This window comes from Aeromonas aquatica, assembly GCF_000764655.1.
GTDB lineage: Bacteria > Pseudomonadota > Gammaproteobacteria > Enterobacterales > Aeromonadaceae > Aeromonas > Aeromonas aquatica.
On the sequence record NZ_JRGL01000010.1, the window covers coordinates 15,713 to 35,025 of the forward strand.

At 61.8% G+C, this 19,313-nt stretch carries 15 protein-coding genes; 11 read left to right on the forward strand and 4 right to left on the reverse strand.

From position 1 onward, the window contains the following. Positions 1 to 186 precede the first annotated feature (186 nt). From ndk to LG30_RS0102410, 10 genes are all read left to right on the forward strand, one after another. A complete protein-coding gene (gene ndk, locus LG30_RS0102365) occupies positions 187 to 615 on the forward strand; it encodes a nucleoside-diphosphate kinase (RefSeq protein WP_033129111.1) in 429 nt (142 codons plus the stop codon). 169 nt (positions 616 to 784) lie between these two features. Beyond that, positions 785 to 1,888, forward strand: coding sequence for a dual-specificity RNA methyltransferase RlmN (rlmN, locus tag LG30_RS0102370; protein WP_033129112.1), 1,104 nt, complete (start codon positions 785 to 787; stop codon positions 1,886 to 1,888). 12 nt (positions 1,889 to 1,900) lie between these two features. After that, positions 1,901 to 2,692 (forward strand): PilW family type IVa pilus biogenesis/stability lipoprotein TapF, encoded by a 792-nt coding sequence (tapF, locus tag LG30_RS0102375; RefSeq protein ID WP_152598988.1) that lies wholly within the window; start codon positions 1,901 to 1,903, stop codon positions 2,690 to 2,692. Further along, entirely contained in the window at positions 2,682 to 3,614 is a 933-nt protein-coding gene (locus LG30_RS0102380; protein ID WP_033129114.1) for a RodZ domain-containing protein, read from the forward strand. The genes tapF and LG30_RS0102380 overlap by 11 nt, the downstream gene beginning before the upstream one ends. A gap of 10 nt (positions 3,615 to 3,624) precedes the next feature. After that, positions 3,625 to 4,740, forward strand: a complete 1,116-nt coding sequence (gene ispG, locus LG30_RS0102385; RefSeq protein WP_033129115.1) for a flavodoxin-dependent (E)-4-hydroxy-3-methylbut-2-enyl-diphosphate synthase — start codon at positions 3,625 to 3,627, stop codon at positions 4,738 to 4,740. A 154-nt stretch (positions 4,741 to 4,894) separates the two neighbouring features. Beyond that, the gene (gene hisS, locus LG30_RS0102390; RefSeq protein WP_033129116.1) at positions 4,895 to 6,172 is read left to right on the forward strand and encodes a histidine--tRNA ligase; all 1,278 of its coding nucleotides are present in this window, start codon (positions 4,895 to 4,897) and stop codon (positions 6,170 to 6,172) included. A 3-nt stretch (positions 6,173 to 6,175) separates the two neighbouring features. Beyond that, positions 6,176 to 6,826 carry a YfgM family protein gene (locus LG30_RS0102395; RefSeq protein ID WP_033129117.1) on the forward strand — a complete coding sequence of 217 codons (651 nt, stop codon included), beginning with the start codon at positions 6,176 to 6,178 and terminating at the stop codon, positions 6,824 to 6,826. Then, positions 6,819 to 8,003 carry an outer membrane protein assembly factor BamB gene (gene bamB / locus LG30_RS0102400; protein ID WP_033129118.1) on the forward strand — a complete coding sequence of 395 codons (1,185 nt, stop codon included), beginning with the start codon at positions 6,819 to 6,821 and terminating at the stop codon, positions 8,001 to 8,003. Before LG30_RS0102395 ends, bamB begins: the two co-directional genes overlap by 8 nt. A 74-nt stretch (positions 8,004 to 8,077) precedes the next feature. Beyond that, positions 8,078 to 9,589, forward strand: a complete 1,512-nt coding sequence (der, locus tag LG30_RS0102405; RefSeq protein ID WP_033129119.1) for a ribosome biogenesis GTPase Der — start codon at positions 8,078 to 8,080, stop codon at positions 9,587 to 9,589. Positions 9,590 to 9,686: 97 nt separating this feature from the next. Then, positions 9,687 to 9,920, forward strand: a complete 234-nt coding sequence (locus tag LG30_RS0102410) for a zinc ribbon domain-containing protein (protein WP_033129120.1) — start codon at positions 9,687 to 9,689, stop codon at positions 9,918 to 9,920. A gap of 32 nt (positions 9,921 to 9,952) precedes the next feature. Here the strand turns inward: LG30_RS0102410 and LG30_RS22315 are convergent, their stop codons facing one another. Next, entirely contained in the window at positions 9,953 to 10,099 is a 147-nt protein-coding gene (locus tag LG30_RS22315) for a hypothetical protein (protein ID WP_161785787.1), read from the reverse strand. A gap of 324 nt (positions 10,100 to 10,423) precedes the next feature. Next, entirely contained in the window at positions 10,424 to 11,914 is a 1,491-nt protein-coding gene (gene mltF / locus LG30_RS0102415) for a membrane-bound lytic murein transglycosylase MltF (protein WP_033129121.1), read from the reverse strand. 149 nt (positions 11,915 to 12,063) lie between these two features. On the opposite strand from mltF, the gene purL reads away from it, so the two are divergent. Continuing rightward, positions 12,064 to 15,957 (forward strand): phosphoribosylformylglycinamidine synthase, encoded by a 3,894-nt coding sequence (purL, locus tag LG30_RS0102420; RefSeq protein ID WP_033129122.1) that lies wholly within the window; start codon positions 12,064 to 12,066, stop codon positions 15,955 to 15,957. 292 nt (positions 15,958 to 16,249) lie between these two features. Here purL and nuoN read toward each other — a convergent pair whose 3' ends face one another. Continuing rightward, positions 16,250 to 17,713: an NADH-quinone oxidoreductase subunit NuoN gene (gene nuoN / locus LG30_RS0102425; RefSeq protein WP_033129123.1), complete on the reverse strand. Its 1,464-nt coding sequence runs from the start codon at positions 17,711 to 17,713 to the stop codon at positions 16,250 to 16,252. A 61-nt stretch (positions 17,714 to 17,774) separates the two neighbouring features. Then, positions 17,775 to 19,292 (reverse strand): NADH-quinone oxidoreductase subunit M, encoded by a 1,518-nt coding sequence (gene nuoM / locus LG30_RS0102430; RefSeq protein WP_033129124.1) that lies wholly within the window; start codon positions 19,290 to 19,292, stop codon positions 17,775 to 17,777. Positions 19,293 to 19,313 lie beyond the last annotated feature (21 nt).

Here is a 19,313-nt window from a genome sequence, read left to right on the forward strand (position 1 = left end):
CTATCGTGCACAAGCGCACATTTTTTCCTGCCGCCATGGGACAAGATGAGTCACCATGTTGTTTCAAGGGTGCTTTTGTTTAATAAAAAGTTGCTATTTTGTGTGTTATTTCGGTTTTTGTTTACGTATAATCGCCGCCGAACATGGATTCCTACAATAAAACTCTGTAGTTAAGGAAAGAACTCAATGGCTATCGAACGTACCTTCTCTATCGTCAAGCCGGATGCCGTCAGCAAGAACCTGATCGGTGCCATCTACGGTCGCTTCGAGAGCGCCGGCCTGAAAGTGGTCGCCGCCAAGATGCTGCACCTGAGCAGCGAACAGGCCGCCGGCTTCTACGCCGAGCACCAGGGCAAGCCTTTCTATGACGGTCTGGTCGCCTTCATGACCTCAGGCCCTGTCATGGTACAGGTGCTGGAAGGGGAAGAGGCCATTCGCCGTCATCGCGAGATCATGGGCGCCACCAACCCGAAAGAAGCCCTGGCCGGTACCCTGCGTTCCTGCTACGCCGAGAGCATCGATCGCAACGCCGTGCACGGCTCCGACGCCCCGGCCTCTGCCGCCCGCGAAATTGCCTACTTCTTCTCCGACGACGAGATCTGCCCGCGCGGCTGATTTTCACCCGGTGATCACCAAGGGAGCCTCGGCTCCCTTTTGTTTTTTGGTCTTTTGGCCTATCTCCCCTTATTCTCCAGGTGGAAAGGCAGACCCATTATTTGTACAATGCCGCCCCCTGACGTAGGTCAGCCAATAAATTTATGAAGTGTGTGAGCCGAGGCCCCTGATGAGCGAAACAAAAACCAACCTGCTGGATCTCGATCGGGATGCCATGCGTGCCTTCTTCGTCGAATTGGGCGAGAAGCCGTTCCGGGCAGATCAGATAATGAAGTGGATCTACCACAACGGTTGTGATGACTTCGATCAGATGAGCAACGTCAACAAGGCGTTGCGTGAGCGCCTCAAGGAGATCGCCGAGATCCGTGCCCCGGAGATCAGCCGCGAGCAGCGTTCCTCCGATGGCACCATCAAGTGGGCCCTGCAGGTGGGCGATCAGGAAGTGGAGACCGTCTACATCCCGGAGGCGGACCGTGCGACCCTGTGCGTCTCCTCCCAGGTGGGCTGTGCCCTGGCCTGTACCTTCTGCTCTACGGCGCAGCAAGGCTTCAACCGTAACCTGAAAGTCTCCGAGATCATCGGCCAGGTCTGGCGCGCCGCCAAGGTCGTCGGTGGCAAGCGCCCCATCACCAACGTGGTGATGATGGGCATGGGCGAGCCGCTGCTCAACCTGGCCAACGTGGTGCCGGCCATGAGCCTGATGATGGATGACTTCGGCTTCAGCATCTCCAAGCGTCGCGTCACCCTCTCCACCTCGGGTGTGGTTCCTGCGCTGGACATGCTGGGTGATCAGATCGACGTGGCCCTGGCCATCTCCCTGCACGCGCCGAACGACGAGTTGCGCTCCCAGATCATGCCGATCAACGACAAGTACAACATCGAGGCCTTCCTCGCCGGTGTGCGTCGTTATCTCGCCAAGTCCAACGCCAACGGTGGCCGTGTGACAGTGGAGTATGTGCTGCTCGATCATATCAATGACGATATGCAGCAGGCCCACGAACTGGCCAAGGTGCTCAAAGACACCCCCTGCAAGATCAACCTGATCCCGTTCAACCCCTTCCCGGGCAATCCGTTTGGCAAGCCGAGCAACAGTCGCATCGACCGTTTCTCCAAGGTGCTGATGGAGTACGGCTTCACCGTCATCGTCCGCAAGACCCGCGGTGAAGACATCGATGCGGCCTGTGGCCAGCTGGTGGGGGAGGTGATCGACCGCACCAAGCGCACCATGAAAAATCGGATGCAACAGAGCGGGATTTCCGTCAAAATGGTTTAACGTGCTAAGCCATTGTATAGTCAGGGAATGAATACACATACATTGATCATGGTAGCGGCGCTTTGCGCACTGCCCGGCTGTGTTACCGAAACCACTTACGCGGGTCAGAATTCGACCCAGCGTGAAGTGGGACCCGATCTCAAGGCGGCGGCCCAAACCCGCCTCGATCTGGGTCTTCAATATCTGCGTCAGGGCAATGCCGAACAGGCCAAGTTCAATCTTGACCGTGCCCTGAAGTACGATCCGAGCAATTCCCAAGTCTACATTGGCTTCGCCTATTTCTATCAGCACGTAGGGGATTTCAAGGCATCCGAAGCGAACTACAAGAAAGCGCTGGAGATAGACCCGACCAATGCTGACGCAATGAACAACTACGGTGCCTTCCTCTGCAACCGGGGCCGCTTCGATGAAGCGGACAAGGCGTTCCTGCAGGCCGTCAGCCAGCCCAATTACGTCAAGATCGCCGATACCTACGAGAATGCGGCGCTCTGCGCCCTGCAAAATCACAGAAATGAGCAGGCGAGCGAGTACTATCGTCTGGCCTTGGGGTATAATCCCCGCAATCCGGGGTTATTGCTGGACATGGCCGAGCTTTCCATGAAAGATGGCAAGCTGCCTGATGTGCAGTCCTACCTCGTTCGTTATGCCGAGGTGGCAGACGAAAACGAAGATAGCCTCTGGTTGAGGCTACGGCTGGCGCAAGCCATGGACAAGCCGGCACTATTACACCAATTCGGGACAGAGCTGGTAAGGCAATATCCCACTTCGCAACAAGCCAAGCGTTACTTAGCCAATGACTACTGAACAGCCACACGATTTCCAAGACGACTCCCAGGCAGTGGGCCCAGGCCAACTGCTGCGTAACGCCCGTGAGCAGCTCGGCTGGACACGTGAGCAGGTTGCGTCCCGCATTCACCTTCGTCTGACCCTGATCGCCGCCATCGAGGCGGATACCTACGACAAGAATACGTCTCACACCTTCATTCGCGGCTATCTGCGCGCCTATGCCAAGCTGGTCGGTATTCCGGAAGAGACCATTCTCGCCGCTTACGACAAGCTGGGATTGACGCCGCCCGACAACATCGACATGCAGAGCTTCTCCCGCCGCTCCCGCCAGCAAGCCAACGACAGTCGGCTCAAGGTGGTGACCTGGTTGGTGATCCTGGTGCTGATCGCGCTCTCCATCGCCTGGTGGTGGCAGAGCACGGCCCGTCGCTCCGCCGGTGAGGAGGCCCTGGCGGCGACCGAGATGGGGGCGACCGACAGCCTCTCCGTTGCCAATGCCGCGCCAGCCGTGGATGTCGTCGATCCGGCGCTGCCTGCTGTCTCCGATGCCGCGCCCACCGTGCTCGAACCCGTGGTGAGCGAGTCTGCTGCGACCGCACAACCGCTGCCCGCCGTCAGTGGCGCCGTGGCGAACGATGCCTCTGCATCCGTCGCGACTGCGCCAACCGAGGCTGCCGCCACCGACGAGCCAGCCATGGTGCCCCAGCTCAAGTTGAGCTTCACTGCCGACTGCTGGCTGGATGTCAAGGATGCCAACGGCAAGACCCTGTTCAGCGGTCTGAAGAAGGCGAACGACGTACTTGTGCTGGAAGGACCCGAGCCACTCAAATTCACCGTTGGCGCGCCCATGGCGGTCAACCTCGAATACAAGGGCAAGTCCTTTGACATGAGCCGTTACAACAACGGCCGGACTGCTCGCTTCTCACTGCCGCAGGAGTAATCTGTCCGCCATGTCCGCTCACGAATCCCCCATTATTCGTCGCAAATCCAGGCAGATCATGGTCGGCAATGTACCGGTTGGGGGCGATGCTCCCATCACGGTACAGACCATGACCAACACCAAGACCACGGACGTGGCCGCCACCGTCGAGCAGATCCAGCGGATCGAGCGGGTGGGGGCGGACATAGTCCGGGTCTCGGTGCCGACCATGGAGGCGGCCGAAGCCTTCAAGCTCATCAAGCAACAGACGCGCATCCCCATCGTCGCCGACATCCACTTCGATTACCGCATCGCCCTGAAAGTGGCCGAGTACGGGGCTGACTGCCTGCGCATCAACCCGGGCAACATCGGCAACGAAGAGCGGGTGCGTGCCGTGGTCGACTGTGCGCGCCATTACAACATTCCTATCCGCATCGGCGTCAACGGCGGCTCCCTGGAGCGGGACATCCAGGAAAAATATGGTGAGCCGACCCCCGAGGCCTTGCTCGAATCAGCCATGCGCCACGTGGATTACCTGGACCGTCTCAACTTCGACAACTTCAAGGTGAGCGTCAAGGCATCCGATGTGTTCCTCGCCGTCGGCGCCTATCGCCTGCTGGCCAAGCAGATCGAGCAGCCGCTGCACCTCGGTATCACCGAGGCGGGTGGATTCCGTGCCGGCGCGGTGAAATCAGCGATTGGCCTTGGCATGCTGCTGGCCGACGGTATAGGTGACACCCTGCGCATCTCGCTGGCCGCCGACCCGGTGGAAGAGGTGAAGGTGGGCTTCGATATCCTGAAGTCCCTGCGTATTCGCGCCCGCGGTATCAACTTCATCGCCTGCCCCTCCTGTTCCCGCCAGGAATTCGACGTGATAAGCACCGTCAATGCGCTGGAAGAGCGGCTGGAAGACATCATCACGCCGATGGATGTATCCATTATCGGCTGTGTGGTCAATGGCCCGGGCGAGGCCCTGGTCTCGGATCTGGGACTGGCCGGGGCGGCCAACAAGAGCGCCTTCTACGAAGGGGGCCAGCGGGTCGACCGGCTCGACAACAAGGATCTCATCCCGATCCTGGAGCGCCGCATTCGCGCCCGGGCAGCCATGCTGGATCCGGCCAACCAGATCGCCCTGGACAAGGGTTGAGCCGCGAAACATTGAACAACAGCGGGGCCACCGAGGGTGGCCCCGGCTTTAGGTAGTTGATTTTACATCCCGCATCCGGCCACCCTGATTTTACCTTGGGGCCGAAAATCCCTATAATGCGGCCAAATTTCACGTCTTTTTCTCGAGTATCAACGTGGCAAAACAGATCCAAGCAATTCGCGGTATGAATGATTGCCTGCCGGAGCAGAGCCCGGTATGGCAGAAAGTGGAACAGGTCCTGCGCCAGGTCGTGGCCAATTATGGCTACAGCGAAATCCGCATGCCCATCGTCGAGCAGACTCATCTGTTCAAACGGGCCATCGGTGAAGTGACCGACGTGGTCGAAAAAGAGATGTACAGCTTCGATGACCGCAACGGCGACAGCCTGAGCCTGCGCCCCGAAGGGACCGCCAGCTGCGTGCGTGCCGGCATCGAGCACGGCTTGCTCTACAACCAGGAACGCCGGATGTGGTACATGGGTCCCATGTTCCGTCACGAGCGTCCCCAGAAGGGCCGTTATCGCCAGTTCCACCAGTTCGGGGTCGAGCTGTTTGGCATCAACGGGCCGGACATCGACGCCGAGCTCATCATGCTGACCCACCGTCTGTGGCGTCTGTTCGGCATCAGCGATCACGTGACCCTGCAGCTCAACACCCTGGGCCAGAGCGGCGAGCGCGCCGCCTACCGCGATGCGCTGGTGGCCTATCTGGAGCAGTACAAGGATCAGCTGGACGAAGAGAGCCAGCGGCGCATGTACAGCAACCCGCTGCGGGTGCTCGACTCCAAAGATGAGAAGGTGCAGGCCATTCTGGTCAATGCGCCGCGTCTGTTCGATCACCTCGGGGAAGAGAGCCTGGCGCACTTCGAGGGACTCAAGGCTCTGCTGACCTCCGCTGGCATCCAGTTCGAGGTGAACGAGCGGCTGGTGCGCGGTCTCGATTACTACAACCTCACCGTGTTCGAGTGGGTCACCAACAGCCTGGGTGCCCAGGGCACAGTCCTGGCCGGTGGTCGTTACGATGGCTTGGTGGAGCAGCTCGGCGGTCAACCGACCCCCGCAGTGGGCTTCGCCATGGGCATGGAGCGACTGGTGCTGATGCTGGAAACCCTAGAGCTCAATGCCGACATCCGCCCGGCGGTGGATGTCTACCTGTGCATGGTGGGCGAGGGGACCGAGCAAGCCGGCTTCCAGCTGGCCGAACGGCTGCGTGATGCGCTGCCGGACATGCGCCTGATGAGCCACTGCGGTGGTGGCAACTTCAAGAAACAACTCAAGCGTGCCGACAAGAGCGGCGCGGCCATTGCCCTGATCCTCGGTGAGACCGAGGTGCAAAACGGGGAGATCACCCTCAAATATTTGCGTGGCCAGGCCGAGCAACAGACCATCTCGGTCGATGCCGCCATCGCCCTGCTGGCAGCTAAAGGAGAATAAGCTGTGGAAGTTTATACCACCGAAGAACAACAGGTTGAGGTCATCAAGAGCTGGTGGAAAGAGAACGGGACCTCGGTGCTTGCAGGGACTGTGATCGGTCTGGTCGGCCTCTTTGGCTGGCGTTATTACAACGAGCAGCAGCAGGTTGGCCAGGAGACCGCCTCCGCGGCTTACAACGAGGTGACCGCGCAGCTGGCCAAGGGTGATGACGCCGCGCTGGAGCAGGCCAAGAGCTTCATCAGCGCTCACCAGGGTGACTCCTACGCCGAACTGGCCGCCTTGCAGCTGGCCGCGGCCGCGGTCAAGGCCAACAAGCTGGATCTGGCTGCCGAGCAGTTGACCCAGGTTGCCACCAATGGGGATGAGAGCATTCGCCCCATCGCCGCTTTGCGTCTGGCCCGCGTGCTCAACGATCAGGGCAAGGCCGACGAGGCCCTGGCCCAGCTTGCCAAGATCAACAACGAGGCATTCAAGGCTCAGGTCGCGGAAGCCCGTGGCGACGTGCTGCTCAAGCAGGGCAAGCCGGAAGAGGCGCGCGATGCCTATCAGGCGGCGGCGGATGCCGGCGGTCTGCAGGCGAGCAGCGAACTCAAGCTGAAGATGGACGATCTGGCGCTGCCAGCCGTGACTGCAAATGAGGCACCAGATGCGTAACAGCTACAAGCGAATGGCGCTGGGCGCCGCCGTCGCCCTGGCTTTGCAGGGGTGCTCCCTGTTCAGCTCGGAAGAAGACCTGACCCCGATGGCAGCGCTGCCGGTGGTCACCTCCAGCTTCAGCGCCGAGACCCGCTGGTCTTCCTCCGTTGGCGATGGCATAGGTGACTTCTACTCCCAGCTGCAGCCGGTGGTGGAAGAGGATCACGTTTATGCCGCCGCGCGGGATGGGGATGTGACCGCCTTCGATCGTGCCAGCGGCAAGGTGCTGTGGAGCGTGGACTTGGCAGACCTGCCGGTCAACGCCGACAAGCGCAGCGCCCGCCTCTCCGGTGGCCTGGTGTCCCGTTACGGCAAGCTGTTCCTCGGTTCCGAGAACGGGGTGGTCTACGCCCTGAACGAGGCAAACGGGGAAGTGCTGTGGCAGACCAATGTGCCGGGTGAAGTGGTCGCCAGCCCCGCCGTCGAGGATGGCCGGGTGGTGGTATTGACCACCTCGGGCCGGCTGATCGCCCTCGATACCGATGAAGGCAAGCAACAGTGGTCCCTCAGCGAAGAGCAGCCGCCGCTGACCCTGCGCAGTGCCGGCGCCCCCGTTATCACCAACGGCGCCGTGATCTACGGCCGTGCCGATGGCAAGGTGGGCATCGCCCTGCTGAGCAACGGTCAGCCGGTGCGTCAGTCCAAGGTGGCGGATCCGCGCGGTGCGACCGAGCTGGATCGCATGGTGGACGTGGATGCAGCCCCGCTCATCGCTGGCGATGAGCTCTATGCCATTGCCTACAATGGGCAGTTGATGGCGCGCAAGCTGATGACCGGTGACGAGGTGTGGAAGCGCAAGTATTCCGGCTACCGCGACATGGCGGTGACCGGCAACGCCATCGTGCTGACCGACAGCCGTGGTCACCTGTTCGCGGTGGACCGTCGTAACGGTCTGGAGCTGTGGTCCAACACCCAGCTGGAAAACCGGTCGGTGACCGCCCCTGTCGTCCTTGGCGACTACGTGGTGGTCGGCGATGTGGAAGGTTACCTGTATTGGCTGGATCGTACCGACGGTACCATCAAGTCCATGCAGCAGCTCGATAGCAGTGGTCTCTACGCCGCCCCTCTGGTGGACGGTGACACCCTGTATGTGCAGAGCCGTGGTGGCAAGTTGTACGCGCTAGCGCGTCCCTGATCACCCATCAATCTGAATATCCGGCTCCTGGTCTTCGGACCCGGAGCCTTTGTCGTCTTGAGAATGAGGCTTTTATGACTCCTGTAGTAGCCCTGGTGGGCCGCCCCAACGTGGGGAAATCCACCCTGTTTAACCGCCTGACCCGTACCCGGGATGCCCTGGTCGCCGATTTCCCCGGCCTGACCCGGGATCGCAAATATGGCCAGGCGAAGTTGGGCGAGCTGGAATTTATCGTGGTCGATACCGGCGGTATCGATGGCAGTGAAGAGGGGATCGAGCTGAAGATGGCCGAGCAATCCCTGCTGGCCATTGAAGAAGCGGATGTAGTGCTGTTCATGGTGGATGCGCGCGCGGGCTTGACTGCCGCGGATCAGGCCATCGCCGAGCACCTGCGCAAGACCCACAAGAAGGTATTCCTGGTTGCCAACAAGACCGACGGCATCGATGGCGACTCCGCCGTGTCCGAGTTCTATGCGCTGGCACTGGGCGAGGTCTACCAGATCGCGGCGGCCCACGGCCGTGGCGTGCTGAGCCTGCTGGAGCTGGCCCTGGCTCCCCACCTGGAAGAGCTGGTCGAAGCGGCGGCGGGTGACGAAGAGGATGCGCAACACGAACTGGATGAGGACTTCGACGAAGAAGCCTTGCTGCGCATGGTGGCCGCCGGTGAGCTCGACACCCGGGAAGATACCAAGGAGACGCCGTTCGCCGACTTGCCCATCAAGTTCGCCATCGTCGGTCGTCCCAACGTCGGCAAATCGACCCTGACCAACCGCATGCTGGGTGAAGACCGCGTCATCGTTTATGACATGCCGGGCACCACCCGCGACTCCGTCTACATTCCCATGGAGCGCGACGAGCAGAAGTACGTGATCATCGATACCGCCGGTGTGCGTCGTCGCGGCAAAGTCCATGAGACGGTGGAGAAGTTCTCCGTCATCAAGACCCTCAAGGCCATCGAAGATGCCAACGTCTGCCTGCTGGTGATCGACGCTCGCGAGACCATCACGGATCAGGACCTGAGCATCCTGGGCTTCGTGCTCAACTCCGGCCGCTCCGTGGTGCTGGTGGTGAACAAGTGGGACGGTCTGGATCAGAAGATCAAAGAGGATGTCAAGAACGAGCTGGACCGCCGTCTGGGCTTCATCGACTTCGCCCGGGTGCACTTCATCTCCGCCCTGCACGGCAGCGGCGTTGGCCACCTGTTCGAATCCATCCAGGAGGCGTACCAGTCCGCGACTCGTCGGACCAGTACCGCCATGCTGACCCGCATCATGCAGATGGCGCAGGAAGACCACCAGCCGCCCATGGTGAACGGTCGCCGGGTCAAGCTGAAGTATGCTCACGCCGGTGGCTACAACCCGCCGCGCATCGTGATCCACGGCAACCAGTTGAACGATCTGCCGGATTCCTACAAGCGCTATCTCATGAACTACTTCCGCAAGTCGCTGAAGATCATGGGTACCCCGATCCGGGTCGAATTCCAGGAGTCGGCCAACCCGTTCGAGGGCAGGAAGAATACCCTGACCCTGAGCCAGGAGCGGCAACGGGATCGCCTGCTCAAGGCGCGAAACAAGACCAAGAAATAAGCGAATACGGCTGCCTGTGGCAGCCGTTTTTTCTGGTAAACGGGATGGAGAAAGGAGGTTATGCTGCCTTGATCTGCCCCAATGAGAGGAGTCCAGTATGAACCCCTTGATTTGCCCGGCCTGCAGCGCCGCGCTCGATAGCCGCAGCCGCGAGACGAGCTGCCCGCAGTGTCAGGCTCGCTACCGGATCCGGGCCCTGTGCCCGACCTGTGAGCAGGAGCTTGAGCGGCTCAAGGCCTGCGGCGCCGTGGATTACTTCTGCAACCACTGCAACAGCCTGGTCTCCAAGCGTGCGGTCGCGTTCGAGGTGACGGCGCAGGCGGCGCAATAATGAGGCATTAAAAAACCCGGCCTTGGCCGGGTTTATTCTGTGTGCTCTGCAATCAACAGGGTGTAGGAGCGATTCCTGCGCCATATCTTGCGTTTCATGTCGTTGAGCTTGAGCTTGCGTCTGGGGCTCCAGGCACACTTGCTCTTCCTGGTCAGCGTGGCTCTTCTGCGTGTTCTCATCTTGTTTCCTCCCTGGTCATCCTGGCGCTGTCGAGGGTGCGTCGGTGCATTCTGCTTTCGGCATCGCAAGTGGGTGAAAATATTGCGATACGCACGTCCCGGACAGTCACAGGTCTGGGAGGATGGTAACAGATCCTCCCCTCTGAAAACAAACCCGGGTCGGCCTCAGAACCTGTTCATGATCTTACTGCGAGGCCGTGATCAAGGCTCCTGTGCTGCTCGCTTATGTGGGGTAAAGAGTGCTCATGTATCCATATACACTCCGGTTCCTGCGCTGCTCTTTACCTTGCTTCCGACCTCTCGTCACAGATCGTGAACAGGTTCTCAGGGAATGATCTGCTTGACCACCTCGGCAATGATGGTGGGGCGTTCATCCGTGGCGCTCGGCTCGCTGTTGTCATCCTCGTCCAGCTCTTCCCGGCGATGGGCCTTGCGCTGCTCGTTGTCGAGCCAGAGCAGGCTCTGGTAATACTGGCGAACGTTGTTGACGTAGTTGCGCGCCTCGCCGCCCCGGGCGTAGCCGTAGCGCACCTTGCGATGCCAACGAGACTGTTGCAGCAACGGCAGCACTTCCTTCACGTCGCTCCAGGCATCGGGATTCTTGCCCAGATCCTTGGTCAGGCGGCGGGCATCCATCATGTGGCCATAACCGATGTTGTAGGCGGTGAGGGCGAACCACACCTTCTCGTCATCCGGCACCGAGTCCGGCACCTTCTCCATCATCTCCTGCAGATAACGGGCGCCGCCCTTGATGCTCTCCTCCGGGTGGGTTCTGTCACTGACCCCCATCGCCTTGGCGGTGGGCTCGGTCAGCATCATCATGCCGCGCACCCCGGTGTAGGATTTTGCCTGTGGGTCCCAGTGGGACTCCTGATAGCTGATGGCGGCCAGCAGGCGCCAGTCGATCTCCTTGGCGTGGGTCTGGAACAGCTCCTGATACTTGGGCAGCAGGCTCTTGGCCCGCTGCAGAAAGGTGCGGGTATCGACAAAATCGAAGTTCTGCACATGGCCGAAGTACTTCTCGTCCAGCTTGGCGATGGAGCCATCCATGAAACGCTGACCGAAGAAGTCGATGATGCTGGCGTAGAGGCTGTCATCGGGCAGCTTGGTCATGGCCCAGGCCACGGCTTGCTTCTTGGCCAGCGTCAGCCCCTCGGTGAGCTCGGGATAGTAGCGCTGGGTGCGGGCCAGCACGGTGTCCTGCACCACCGTGTAGTCCACCTTGCCGTCGACGACTTGCTTGAGCAGCTCCTCCACGTCCGCGTTTCGGTTGACGCTCCAGTTCAGCTTGGGGTTTTGCTTGCTGAGCTCCTTCATCAGATCCTCGCCGGTGGAGCCGGCGGGTACCACTATGGTGCCCTTGAGATCGCCGAGATCCTTAGGTCTGGGGGAGCCGTTGCGATAGACCAGCTTGGGGGAGACCTGGTAGAAGCCAGGACCGAAGCGAAACAGCTTGCGCCGCTCCGGTGTCACCACGATGGCGGCGGCCGCGATATCCAGTTTCTTCTTCTCAAGCAACTCCACCAGCTCGGCAGTGCTGTAGGTGGGGACTATGGTCAGCTTGACCCCCAACCAGTCGGCATAGTCTTTCGCCAGCTCGTAATCGAAGCCCTGGGCGACGTCGTCACGCTGGTAATAAGAGGTCGGCCCATAGAGGGTGCCAACCCGGATCTCGCCACGCTGGCGGATCTGCTCCAGCTGGCTGGAGGGGGAGTAGAAGTCACAACCGGCGAGGGCCAGCGTCAACAGCATCCCGATACACAGTCGAAAAATGCAGCGCAAGTAGGTGAGTACCCTTGTTGAAAAAATCGGCATTTGTCAAAAAAGAGGCTCCTTTATACCAGAGAGTGTGGGGCGAGTCACATCGCGCTAGATGAGAAAAACGTTTGTCCGTTATCGGCCTGATCCCTATAATACGCGCGTCTCAAATCCCCCCACACTCTAAAACTTGGTGAGAAAGGTATATGGAAATCTTGCGTGGTGCCCCTGCACTGTCTGAGTTTCGTGTCCACAAGCTGCTGCAAAGCTGTGCGCAGAGAGGAGTCGAGATAGAGAGCGTCTATGCCGAATATGTGCACTTCGCCGAGCTTTCAAGCCCCTTGTCGCCACCGGAGCGAGCGACCTTGGGCCAGCTCTTGCGCTACGGCCCGACCATCCCAGAACACACCCCCAGCGGTCAGCTGTTTCTCGTTACCCCCCGTCCCGGCACTATCTCCCCCTGGTCTTCCAAAGCAACCGACATTGCCCACAACTGCGGCCTGAACCAGGTCAAGCGGCTGGAGCGCGGCATCGCCTATTACCTGCAGCCCAAGGCTGACTTGACCGAAGGCCAGCGGGCCGAGGTGATGGCGCTGCTGCACGATCGCATGATGGAGGTGGTGTTTGGCGAGATGAGCCAGGCGAGTGCCCTGTTCTCGCACCAGACGCCACGCCCCTTCACTCAGGTCGATGTGCTGGGGGGAGGGCGCGCCGCCCTGGCCTCTGCCAACATCAGTCTGGGTCTGGCCCTGGCCGAAGACGAAATCGACTATCTGGTCGAGAACTTCACCCGACTTGGCCGCAATCCGAACGACATCGAGCTCTACATGTTTGCCCAGGCGAACTCCGAGCACTGCCGTCACAAGATCTTCAACGCCGACTGGACCATAGACGGTGAGCAGCAACCCAAGTCGCTGTTCAAGATGATCAAGAACACCTTCGAGCAGACGCCAGACCATGTCCTGTCTGCCTATAAAGACAACGCCGCCGTGATGGAAGGCAGCGAAGGTGGCCGCTTCTTCCCGAGCCCCGCCAGCGGTGAGTATCAGTACCACCAGGAGCGGGTCGACATCCTGATGAAGGTGGAGACCCACAACCACCCGACCGCCATCTCTCCCTTCCCGGGGGCGGCTACCGGCTCCGGTGGTGAGATCCGTGACGAAGGCGCGACCGGCCGTGGCGCCAAGCCCAAGGCGGGTCTGGTGGGCTTCTCCGTATCCAACCTGCGCATCCCCGGCTTCGAGCAGCCCTGGGAGCAGGATTTCGGCAAACCCAGCCGCATCGTCAGCGCCTTTGACATCATGCAGGAGGGGCCGCTCGGTGGCGCCGCCTTCAACAACGAATTCGGCCGTCCGGCCATTCTCGGTTACTTCCGTACCTTCGAAGAGCAGGTACCTAGCCACAACGGCGTCGAGGTGCGTGGCTATCACAAGCCCATCATGCTGGCGGGCGGTATCGGCAACATCCGCACCGAGCACGTCCAGAAGGGGGAGATCCCGGTGGGAGCCGCCCTCATAGTTCTGGGTGGCCCGGCCATGAACATCGGCCTTGGTGGCGGTGCGGCATCTTCCATGACGTCCGGCCAGTCGGCCGAGGATCTGGACTTCGCCTCGGTGCAGCGGGACAACCCCGAGATGGAGCGCCGCTGTCAGGAAGTGATCGACAGATGCTGGCAGCTGGGCGATGACAACCCCATCGTCTTCATCCACGACGTGGGCGCCGGCGGCCTCTCCAACGCCATGCCTGAGCTGGTCAACGACGGCGAGCGCGGTGGCAAGTTCGACTTGCGCGCCATCCAGTGCGACGAGCCGGGCATGAGCCCCCTCGAGATCTGGTGCAACGAATCCCAGGAGCGTTACGTGCTGGCGGTGGCCCAGGACAAGCTGCCCCAGTTCAAGGCGCTGTGCGAGCGTGAACGGGCGCCTTATGCCGTCATCGGCACCGCCACCGAAGAGAAGCATCTGACCCTCAGCGATGCGCATTTTGACAATCAGCCCATCGATCTGCCGCTGGACGTGCTGCTCGGCAAGGCGCCCAAGATGCACCGCGACGTCGCCAGCCTGCCGGCCCAGGGCAAGCCTCTTGCATTCGACGGCATCACCCTCTCCGAGGCGGCCGAGCGGGTGCTGCGCCTGCCGACGGTGGCGGAGAAGTCCTTCCTCATCACCATCGGCGATCGCAGCGTGACCGGGCTGGTCAACCGTGATCAGATGGTCGGCCCCTGGCAGATCCCGGTGGCGGATTGCGCCGTCACCGCCGCCACCTACGACGGTTATCACGGCGAGGCCATGTCCCTGGGGGAACGCACCCCGGTGGCGCTGCTCTCCCACGCCGCCTCCGCCCGCATGGCGGTGGCCGAGGCCCTGACCAACCTGGCGCCGGCTCACATCGGTTCCCTCAAGCGGGTCAAGCTTTCCGCCAACTGGATGGCCGCCGCCGGTCACCCGGGGGAAGACGCCGGCCTCTATGAGGCGGTCAAGGCGGTGGGCGAGGAGCTCTGCCCGGCCCTTGGCATCACCATCCCGGTCGGCAAGGACTCCATGTCCATGAAGACCCGCTGGCAACAAGAGGGTGAGGAGCGTAGCGTCACCTCGCCTCTCTCCCTGCTGATCACCGCCTTCGCCCGGGTGGAGGATGTGCGCAACACCGTCACCCCGCAGTTGCGTACCGATCTCGGTGAGACCGACCTTATCCTCATTGACCTTGGCAATGGCAAGCAGCGTCTCGGCGCCTCGGCCCTGGCCCAGGTCTATCGTCAGCTCGGCGACAGCGCGCCGGATCTCGACAATCCGGTCCAGCTCAAGGGCTTCTTCAACGCCATCCAGGCGCTGGTGGCGGACCGCAAACTCATCGCCTACCACGACAGATCCGACGGCGGTCTCTTCGTCACCCTGACCGAGATGGCCTTCGCCGGTCACTGCGGCCTCGACATCCAGCTCGATCGCATCGGTGGCGAGCTGCTGCCGGCGCTGTTCAACGAGGAGCTGGGTGCCGTCATTCAGGTGCGCCGCGACGATAAAGAAGCCGTGCTGACCCTGCTGGCCGGCCATGGCCTGGCGGCCTGCTCCCATGTGCTGGGGACGGTACGTGAAGACGATCTCATCCTGTTCCAGCGTGCCGGGACCGAAGTGTACCGCGCCAGTCGCACCGCCCTTCGCACCCTCTGGGGCGAGACCAGCTGGCAGATGCAGCGCCTGCGGGACAACCCCGAGTGCGCGGATCAGGAGCATGCCGCCCGCCAGGACGCGACCGACCCGGGTCTGCACGCCAGCTTGACCTACAACCCGTCCGAGGACGTGGCCGCGCCCTATATCGCCCGCGGGGTCTCCCCCCGTCTGGCGGTGCTGCGCGAGCAGGGAGTCAACTCCCACGTGGAGATGGCGGCGGCGTTTGATCGCGCCGGCTTCACCGCCGTCGACGTGCATATGAGCGACATCCTCAGCGGCCGCATCAAGCTGGATCAGTTCCAGACTCTGGTGGCCTGTGGTGGCTTCTCCTACGGCGACGTGCTGGGGGCAGGTGAGGGCTGGGCCAAGTCCATCCTGTTCAACGACGGTGCCCGCGAGCAGTTCCAGCGCTTCTTCGAGCGCGGTGATACGCTCTCCCTTGGCGTCTGCAACGGTTGCCAGATGATGTCCAACCTGCGTGACCTCATCCCGGGTGCCACGCTCTGGCCGCGCTTCGTGCGCAACCGCTCCGAGCGCTTCGAGGCGCGCTTCAGCCTGGTGCAGGTACAGGACTCCCCGTCCGCCTTCTTCGCGGGCATGGCCGGCTCTGTCATGCCCATCGCCGTCTCCCACGGGGAAGGGCGGGTGGAAGTGCGCGATGCCGCTCACCTTGCCGCGCTGCAACAGAGCGGCCTGGTGGGGCTGCGTTTCGTGGACAACCGCGGCCAGGTCACCGAGCAGTACCCGGCCAACCCGAACGGCGCACCGGACGGCATCACCGCGGTCACCACCGTTGACGGTCGTGCCACCATCATGATGCCGCACCCGGAGCGGGTGTTCCGCACAGTGGCCAACTCCTGGCACCCGGACAACTGGGGCGAGGACGGTGCCTGGATGCGGATGTTCAGAAACGCGCGCGTGCGTCTGGGGTAATCCCGCCGCGTACACAGCAACAATGAAAAACCGGCCCAAGTGGCCGGTTTTTTTATGGGCGCAGCATAAGCGTTGTGTGAATGATTCTGAGTGAGGACTTAGGACTTAGGACTTAGGACTCAGCATGTAGCAGCCCCGGAGCGTTGACTCTGGATCAGGATAGGAGGGGATGGCAAGGGGGGAGAGGGGAGGGCGACGCGTTACCGGCTGGAGCAGGATGAATATCGTTTTGGATGGAGCATAAAAAAACCGGCCACTTGGGCCGGTTTGTTGTGCTGTGACGGGTGAGTGCTTAGTGCAGCACCACGTTCTGGAAGCCCTGTACCAGGCTGATGACCGGCTGGGGATAGATACCCAGCGCCACCACCAGAATGGCGGAGAGCAGCACCACCAGGCCCCCGGAGGAGAAGGCCCAGTCGGCCTTGGCATCGCGCAGCTGCATGCCGGGCTCGCGCAGGTAGAGGGTGACCATGACCCGCAGGTAGTAGTAGAGCCCCAGAGCGCTGCCGAGCACGATGGCGCCGGAGAGCCACCACAGCTGGGCATCGACCGTCACCCCGATGAGGTAGAACTTGCCGATGAAGCCGAGCGTCATGGGGATGCCCGCGAGCGACAACATCATCACCGTCATGACGGCGGTCAGGTAGGGACGATGCCAGAACAGACCGCGGTAGCTGTGCAGGGAGTCCGCATCCTTGCCACGATAGGGGCTGGACATCATGCTGATGACGCCGAACGCACCCAGGCTGGTGAACAGGTACATCAGCAGGTAGACCCCGGCCGCTTCCACCGGCATCTGGCCGAGGCGGCTCGCCACCACCACCGCCAGCAGGTAGCCGAAGTGGGAGATGGAGGAGTAACCCATCATCCGCTTGATGTTGGTCTGGATCAGTGCCAGCAGGTTACCGACGACGATGGACACGACCGCAATGGCCGCCAGCAGCCAGTGGAACATGGGATCGCCGGTGGCAGGGACCGCCAGATAGAAGCGCAGCAGCACGCAGAACACCGCGATCTTGCTGACGGTGGCGAGGAAGGTCGCGACCGGTGCCGGGGCACCCTCGTACACGTCCGGGGTCCAGAGGTGGAAGGGGGCGAGGGAGAGCTTGAAGGCGAAGCCGACCAGCATCAGACCCAGGCCACCCATCAGCAGCGGATGGTGAGCCGGGCTCTGGGCCAGGGTCAGACCGAGATCGCTGAAGCTCAGGCTGCCGGCCTGGGCGTAGAGCAGCGCCATGCCAAACAGCAGGAAGGCGGTGGCGGCGGCGGAGAGCACCATGTACTTGATGCTGGCCTCCAGCGAATGGCGCTCGCGGTAGGCGTAGCCCACCAGACCGAACATCGGCAGGGTCAGCATCTCGATCCCGATGAACAGGGAGGCGAGGTGGCGGGAACCCGCCAGCACCAGGCCGCCGGCGGTGGCGATCAGCAGCAGCAGGTAGAACTCTTCCCGGTTGTCCGGATAGCCCTTGAGCCAGGAGCGGCCGAAGGTACAGGTCGCCAGGGCACCGATGAGCACCAGCCCCATGTAGAAGACGGCGTAGCTGTCCACTTGCAGCAGGGGCGTGACACCCTGATCCCCCTGGGCCATCACGATGGGCAGGGAGAAGAGGGCCAGGTTCAGACCCGTGATGGTCACCACGAAGGCGGTGTCATCACAGCGCTTCCAGGCGATGGCCAGCATCAGGGCCACCATGGCCCCCGTGGTCAGCAGCAGGGGCAGCAGGGCCAGCAGTTGAGCTGCGGTAAACGTCATGACAGTGCTCCTGTAATGGACAAGGAAGGCAGCAGAAGAGAAGGCATCAGAAGAGAAGGCATCATTGCAAGGCTCCTGTGCTCGGCAGCGCATACCAGTGCAGCACGTTCAGCAGGCTGCTGCTGGCGGTATCGAGCACCGGCTGGGGATAGACCCCGAGCAGCACCAGCAGGCCGGCGATGGTCAGCATCATGGCCAGCTCGCGGCTGTCCAGTCCCTTGAGGGGTTTGTCATCCTTGGGGGCACCGAAGCAGGCCCGTTGCAGCATGATGAGGGAGTAGACCGAGGCCAGCACCAGACCGAAGGTCGCGATGATGGTCATGATCGGCGCCACCTGGAAGCTGCCGATGAGGATCAGGAACTCGCCGATGAAGTTGCCGGTACCCGGCATCCCCAGTGAGGCGACCGAGAAGAACAGCATGACACCGGGCAGGTAGCGCAGGCGCCCCCACAGGCCGCCCATCTGGCGCAGATCACGGGTGTGCAGACGCTCGTAGAGCTGGCCGCACAGGATGAACAGACCGGCAGCGGAGAGGCCGTGGGCGATCATCTGTACCACGGCGCCTTGCAGCGCGAGCTCGCTACCCGAATAGATGGCGATCATCACGAAGCCCATGTGGGAGATGCTGGTGTAGGCCACCAGTCGCTTGATGTCGGTCTGGGCGAAGGCCAGCAGGGCACCGTAGACGATGCCGAACAGACCCAGCCCCATGGCATAGGGGGCGAACTGGGCGGACGCCTCGGGGAACAGCGGCAGGGTGAAGCGCAGCAGGCCGTAGGCGGCGGTCTTCAGCAGGATCCCCGCCAAATCCACGGAACCCGCGGTCGGCGCCTGGCTGTGGGCATCCGGCAGCCAGCCGTGCAGCGGCACCAGCGGCATCTTGACCGCGAAGGCGATGAAGAAGCCCAGCATCAGCAACCACTGCACACCAGTGCTCATCGGGGTGTTGAGCAGGTCCAGGTAGTTGAAGGTGAAGACGCCGGTGGCGGCGTGGTGGGTCAGCACCAGCCCCAGGATGGCGACCAGCATGATGAGGCCGCTCGCCTGGGTGTAGATGAAGAACTTGGTGGCGGCGTTGATACGGGATTTACCGTCGGTGACCGAGTGGCCCCAGAGCGCGATCAGGAAGTACATCGGCACCAGCATCATCTCCCAGAAGAAGAAGAACAGGAACAGATCCACCGCCATGAATACGCCGAGCACGCCGCCCAAAATCCACAGCAGGTTCAGGTGGAAGAAGCCGATGCGCTGCACGATTTCCTTCCAGGAACAGAGGATGGCCAGCACGCCGATGAAGCTGGTGAGCATCACCATCAAGAGCGACAAGCCATCGACCGCCAGATGCAGGGAGATGCCGAAGCGGGGGATCCAGGGCAATTGCCACTCGGCCGCCCAGACGGGGAGGCCGGGGTTTGCCAGGCTGAAATCACCACTAAACCAGATGGCGCCGGAGAGCAACAAGCAGGCGCTCATGGACAACAGGGCTACCCAGCGGACGAACTGTCCACCGAGGCGCTCCATCTGCCAGCAGAGCAAGCCGCCGATAAAAGGAATTAACAAGATCCAGAGTAAGGTCACGATATCAGCTCTCTCATAGGT

Coding starts and splice junctions, on each gene's coding strand:
- ndk (WP_033129111.1), top strand. CDS start 187: ATGGCTATCGAACGTACCTTCTCTATCGTCAAGCCGGATGCCGTCAGC.
- rlmN (WP_033129112.1), top strand. CDS start 785: ATGAGCGAAACAAAAACCAACCTGCTGGATCTCGATCGGGATGCCATG.
- LG30_RS0102380 (WP_033129114.1), top strand. CDS start 2,682: ATGACTACTGAACAGCCACACGATTTCCAAGACGACTCCCAGGCAGTG.
- ispG (WP_033129115.1), top strand. CDS start 3,625: ATGTCCGCTCACGAATCCCCCATTATTCGTCGCAAATCCAGGCAGATC.
- bamB (WP_033129118.1), top strand. CDS start 6,819: ATGCGTAACAGCTACAAGCGAATGGCGCTGGGCGCCGCCGTCGCCCTG.
- der (WP_033129119.1), top strand. CDS start 8,078: ATGACTCCTGTAGTAGCCCTGGTGGGCCGCCCCAACGTGGGGAAATCC.
- LG30_RS0102410 (WP_033129120.1), top strand. CDS start 9,687: ATGAACCCCTTGATTTGCCCGGCCTGCAGCGCCGCGCTCGATAGCCGC.
- LG30_RS22315 (WP_161785787.1), bottom strand. CDS start 10,099: ATGAGAACACGCAGAAGAGCCACGCTGACCAGGAAGAGCAAGTGTGCC.
- mltF (WP_033129121.1), bottom strand. CDS start 11,914: ATGCCGATTTTTTCAACAAGGGTACTCACCTACTTGCGCTGCATTTTT.
- purL (WP_033129122.1), top strand. CDS start 12,064: ATGGAAATCTTGCGTGGTGCCCCTGCACTGTCTGAGTTTCGTGTCCAC.
- nuoN (WP_033129123.1), bottom strand. CDS start 17,713: ATGACGTTTACCGCAGCTCAACTGCTGGCCCTGCTGCCCCTGCTGCTG.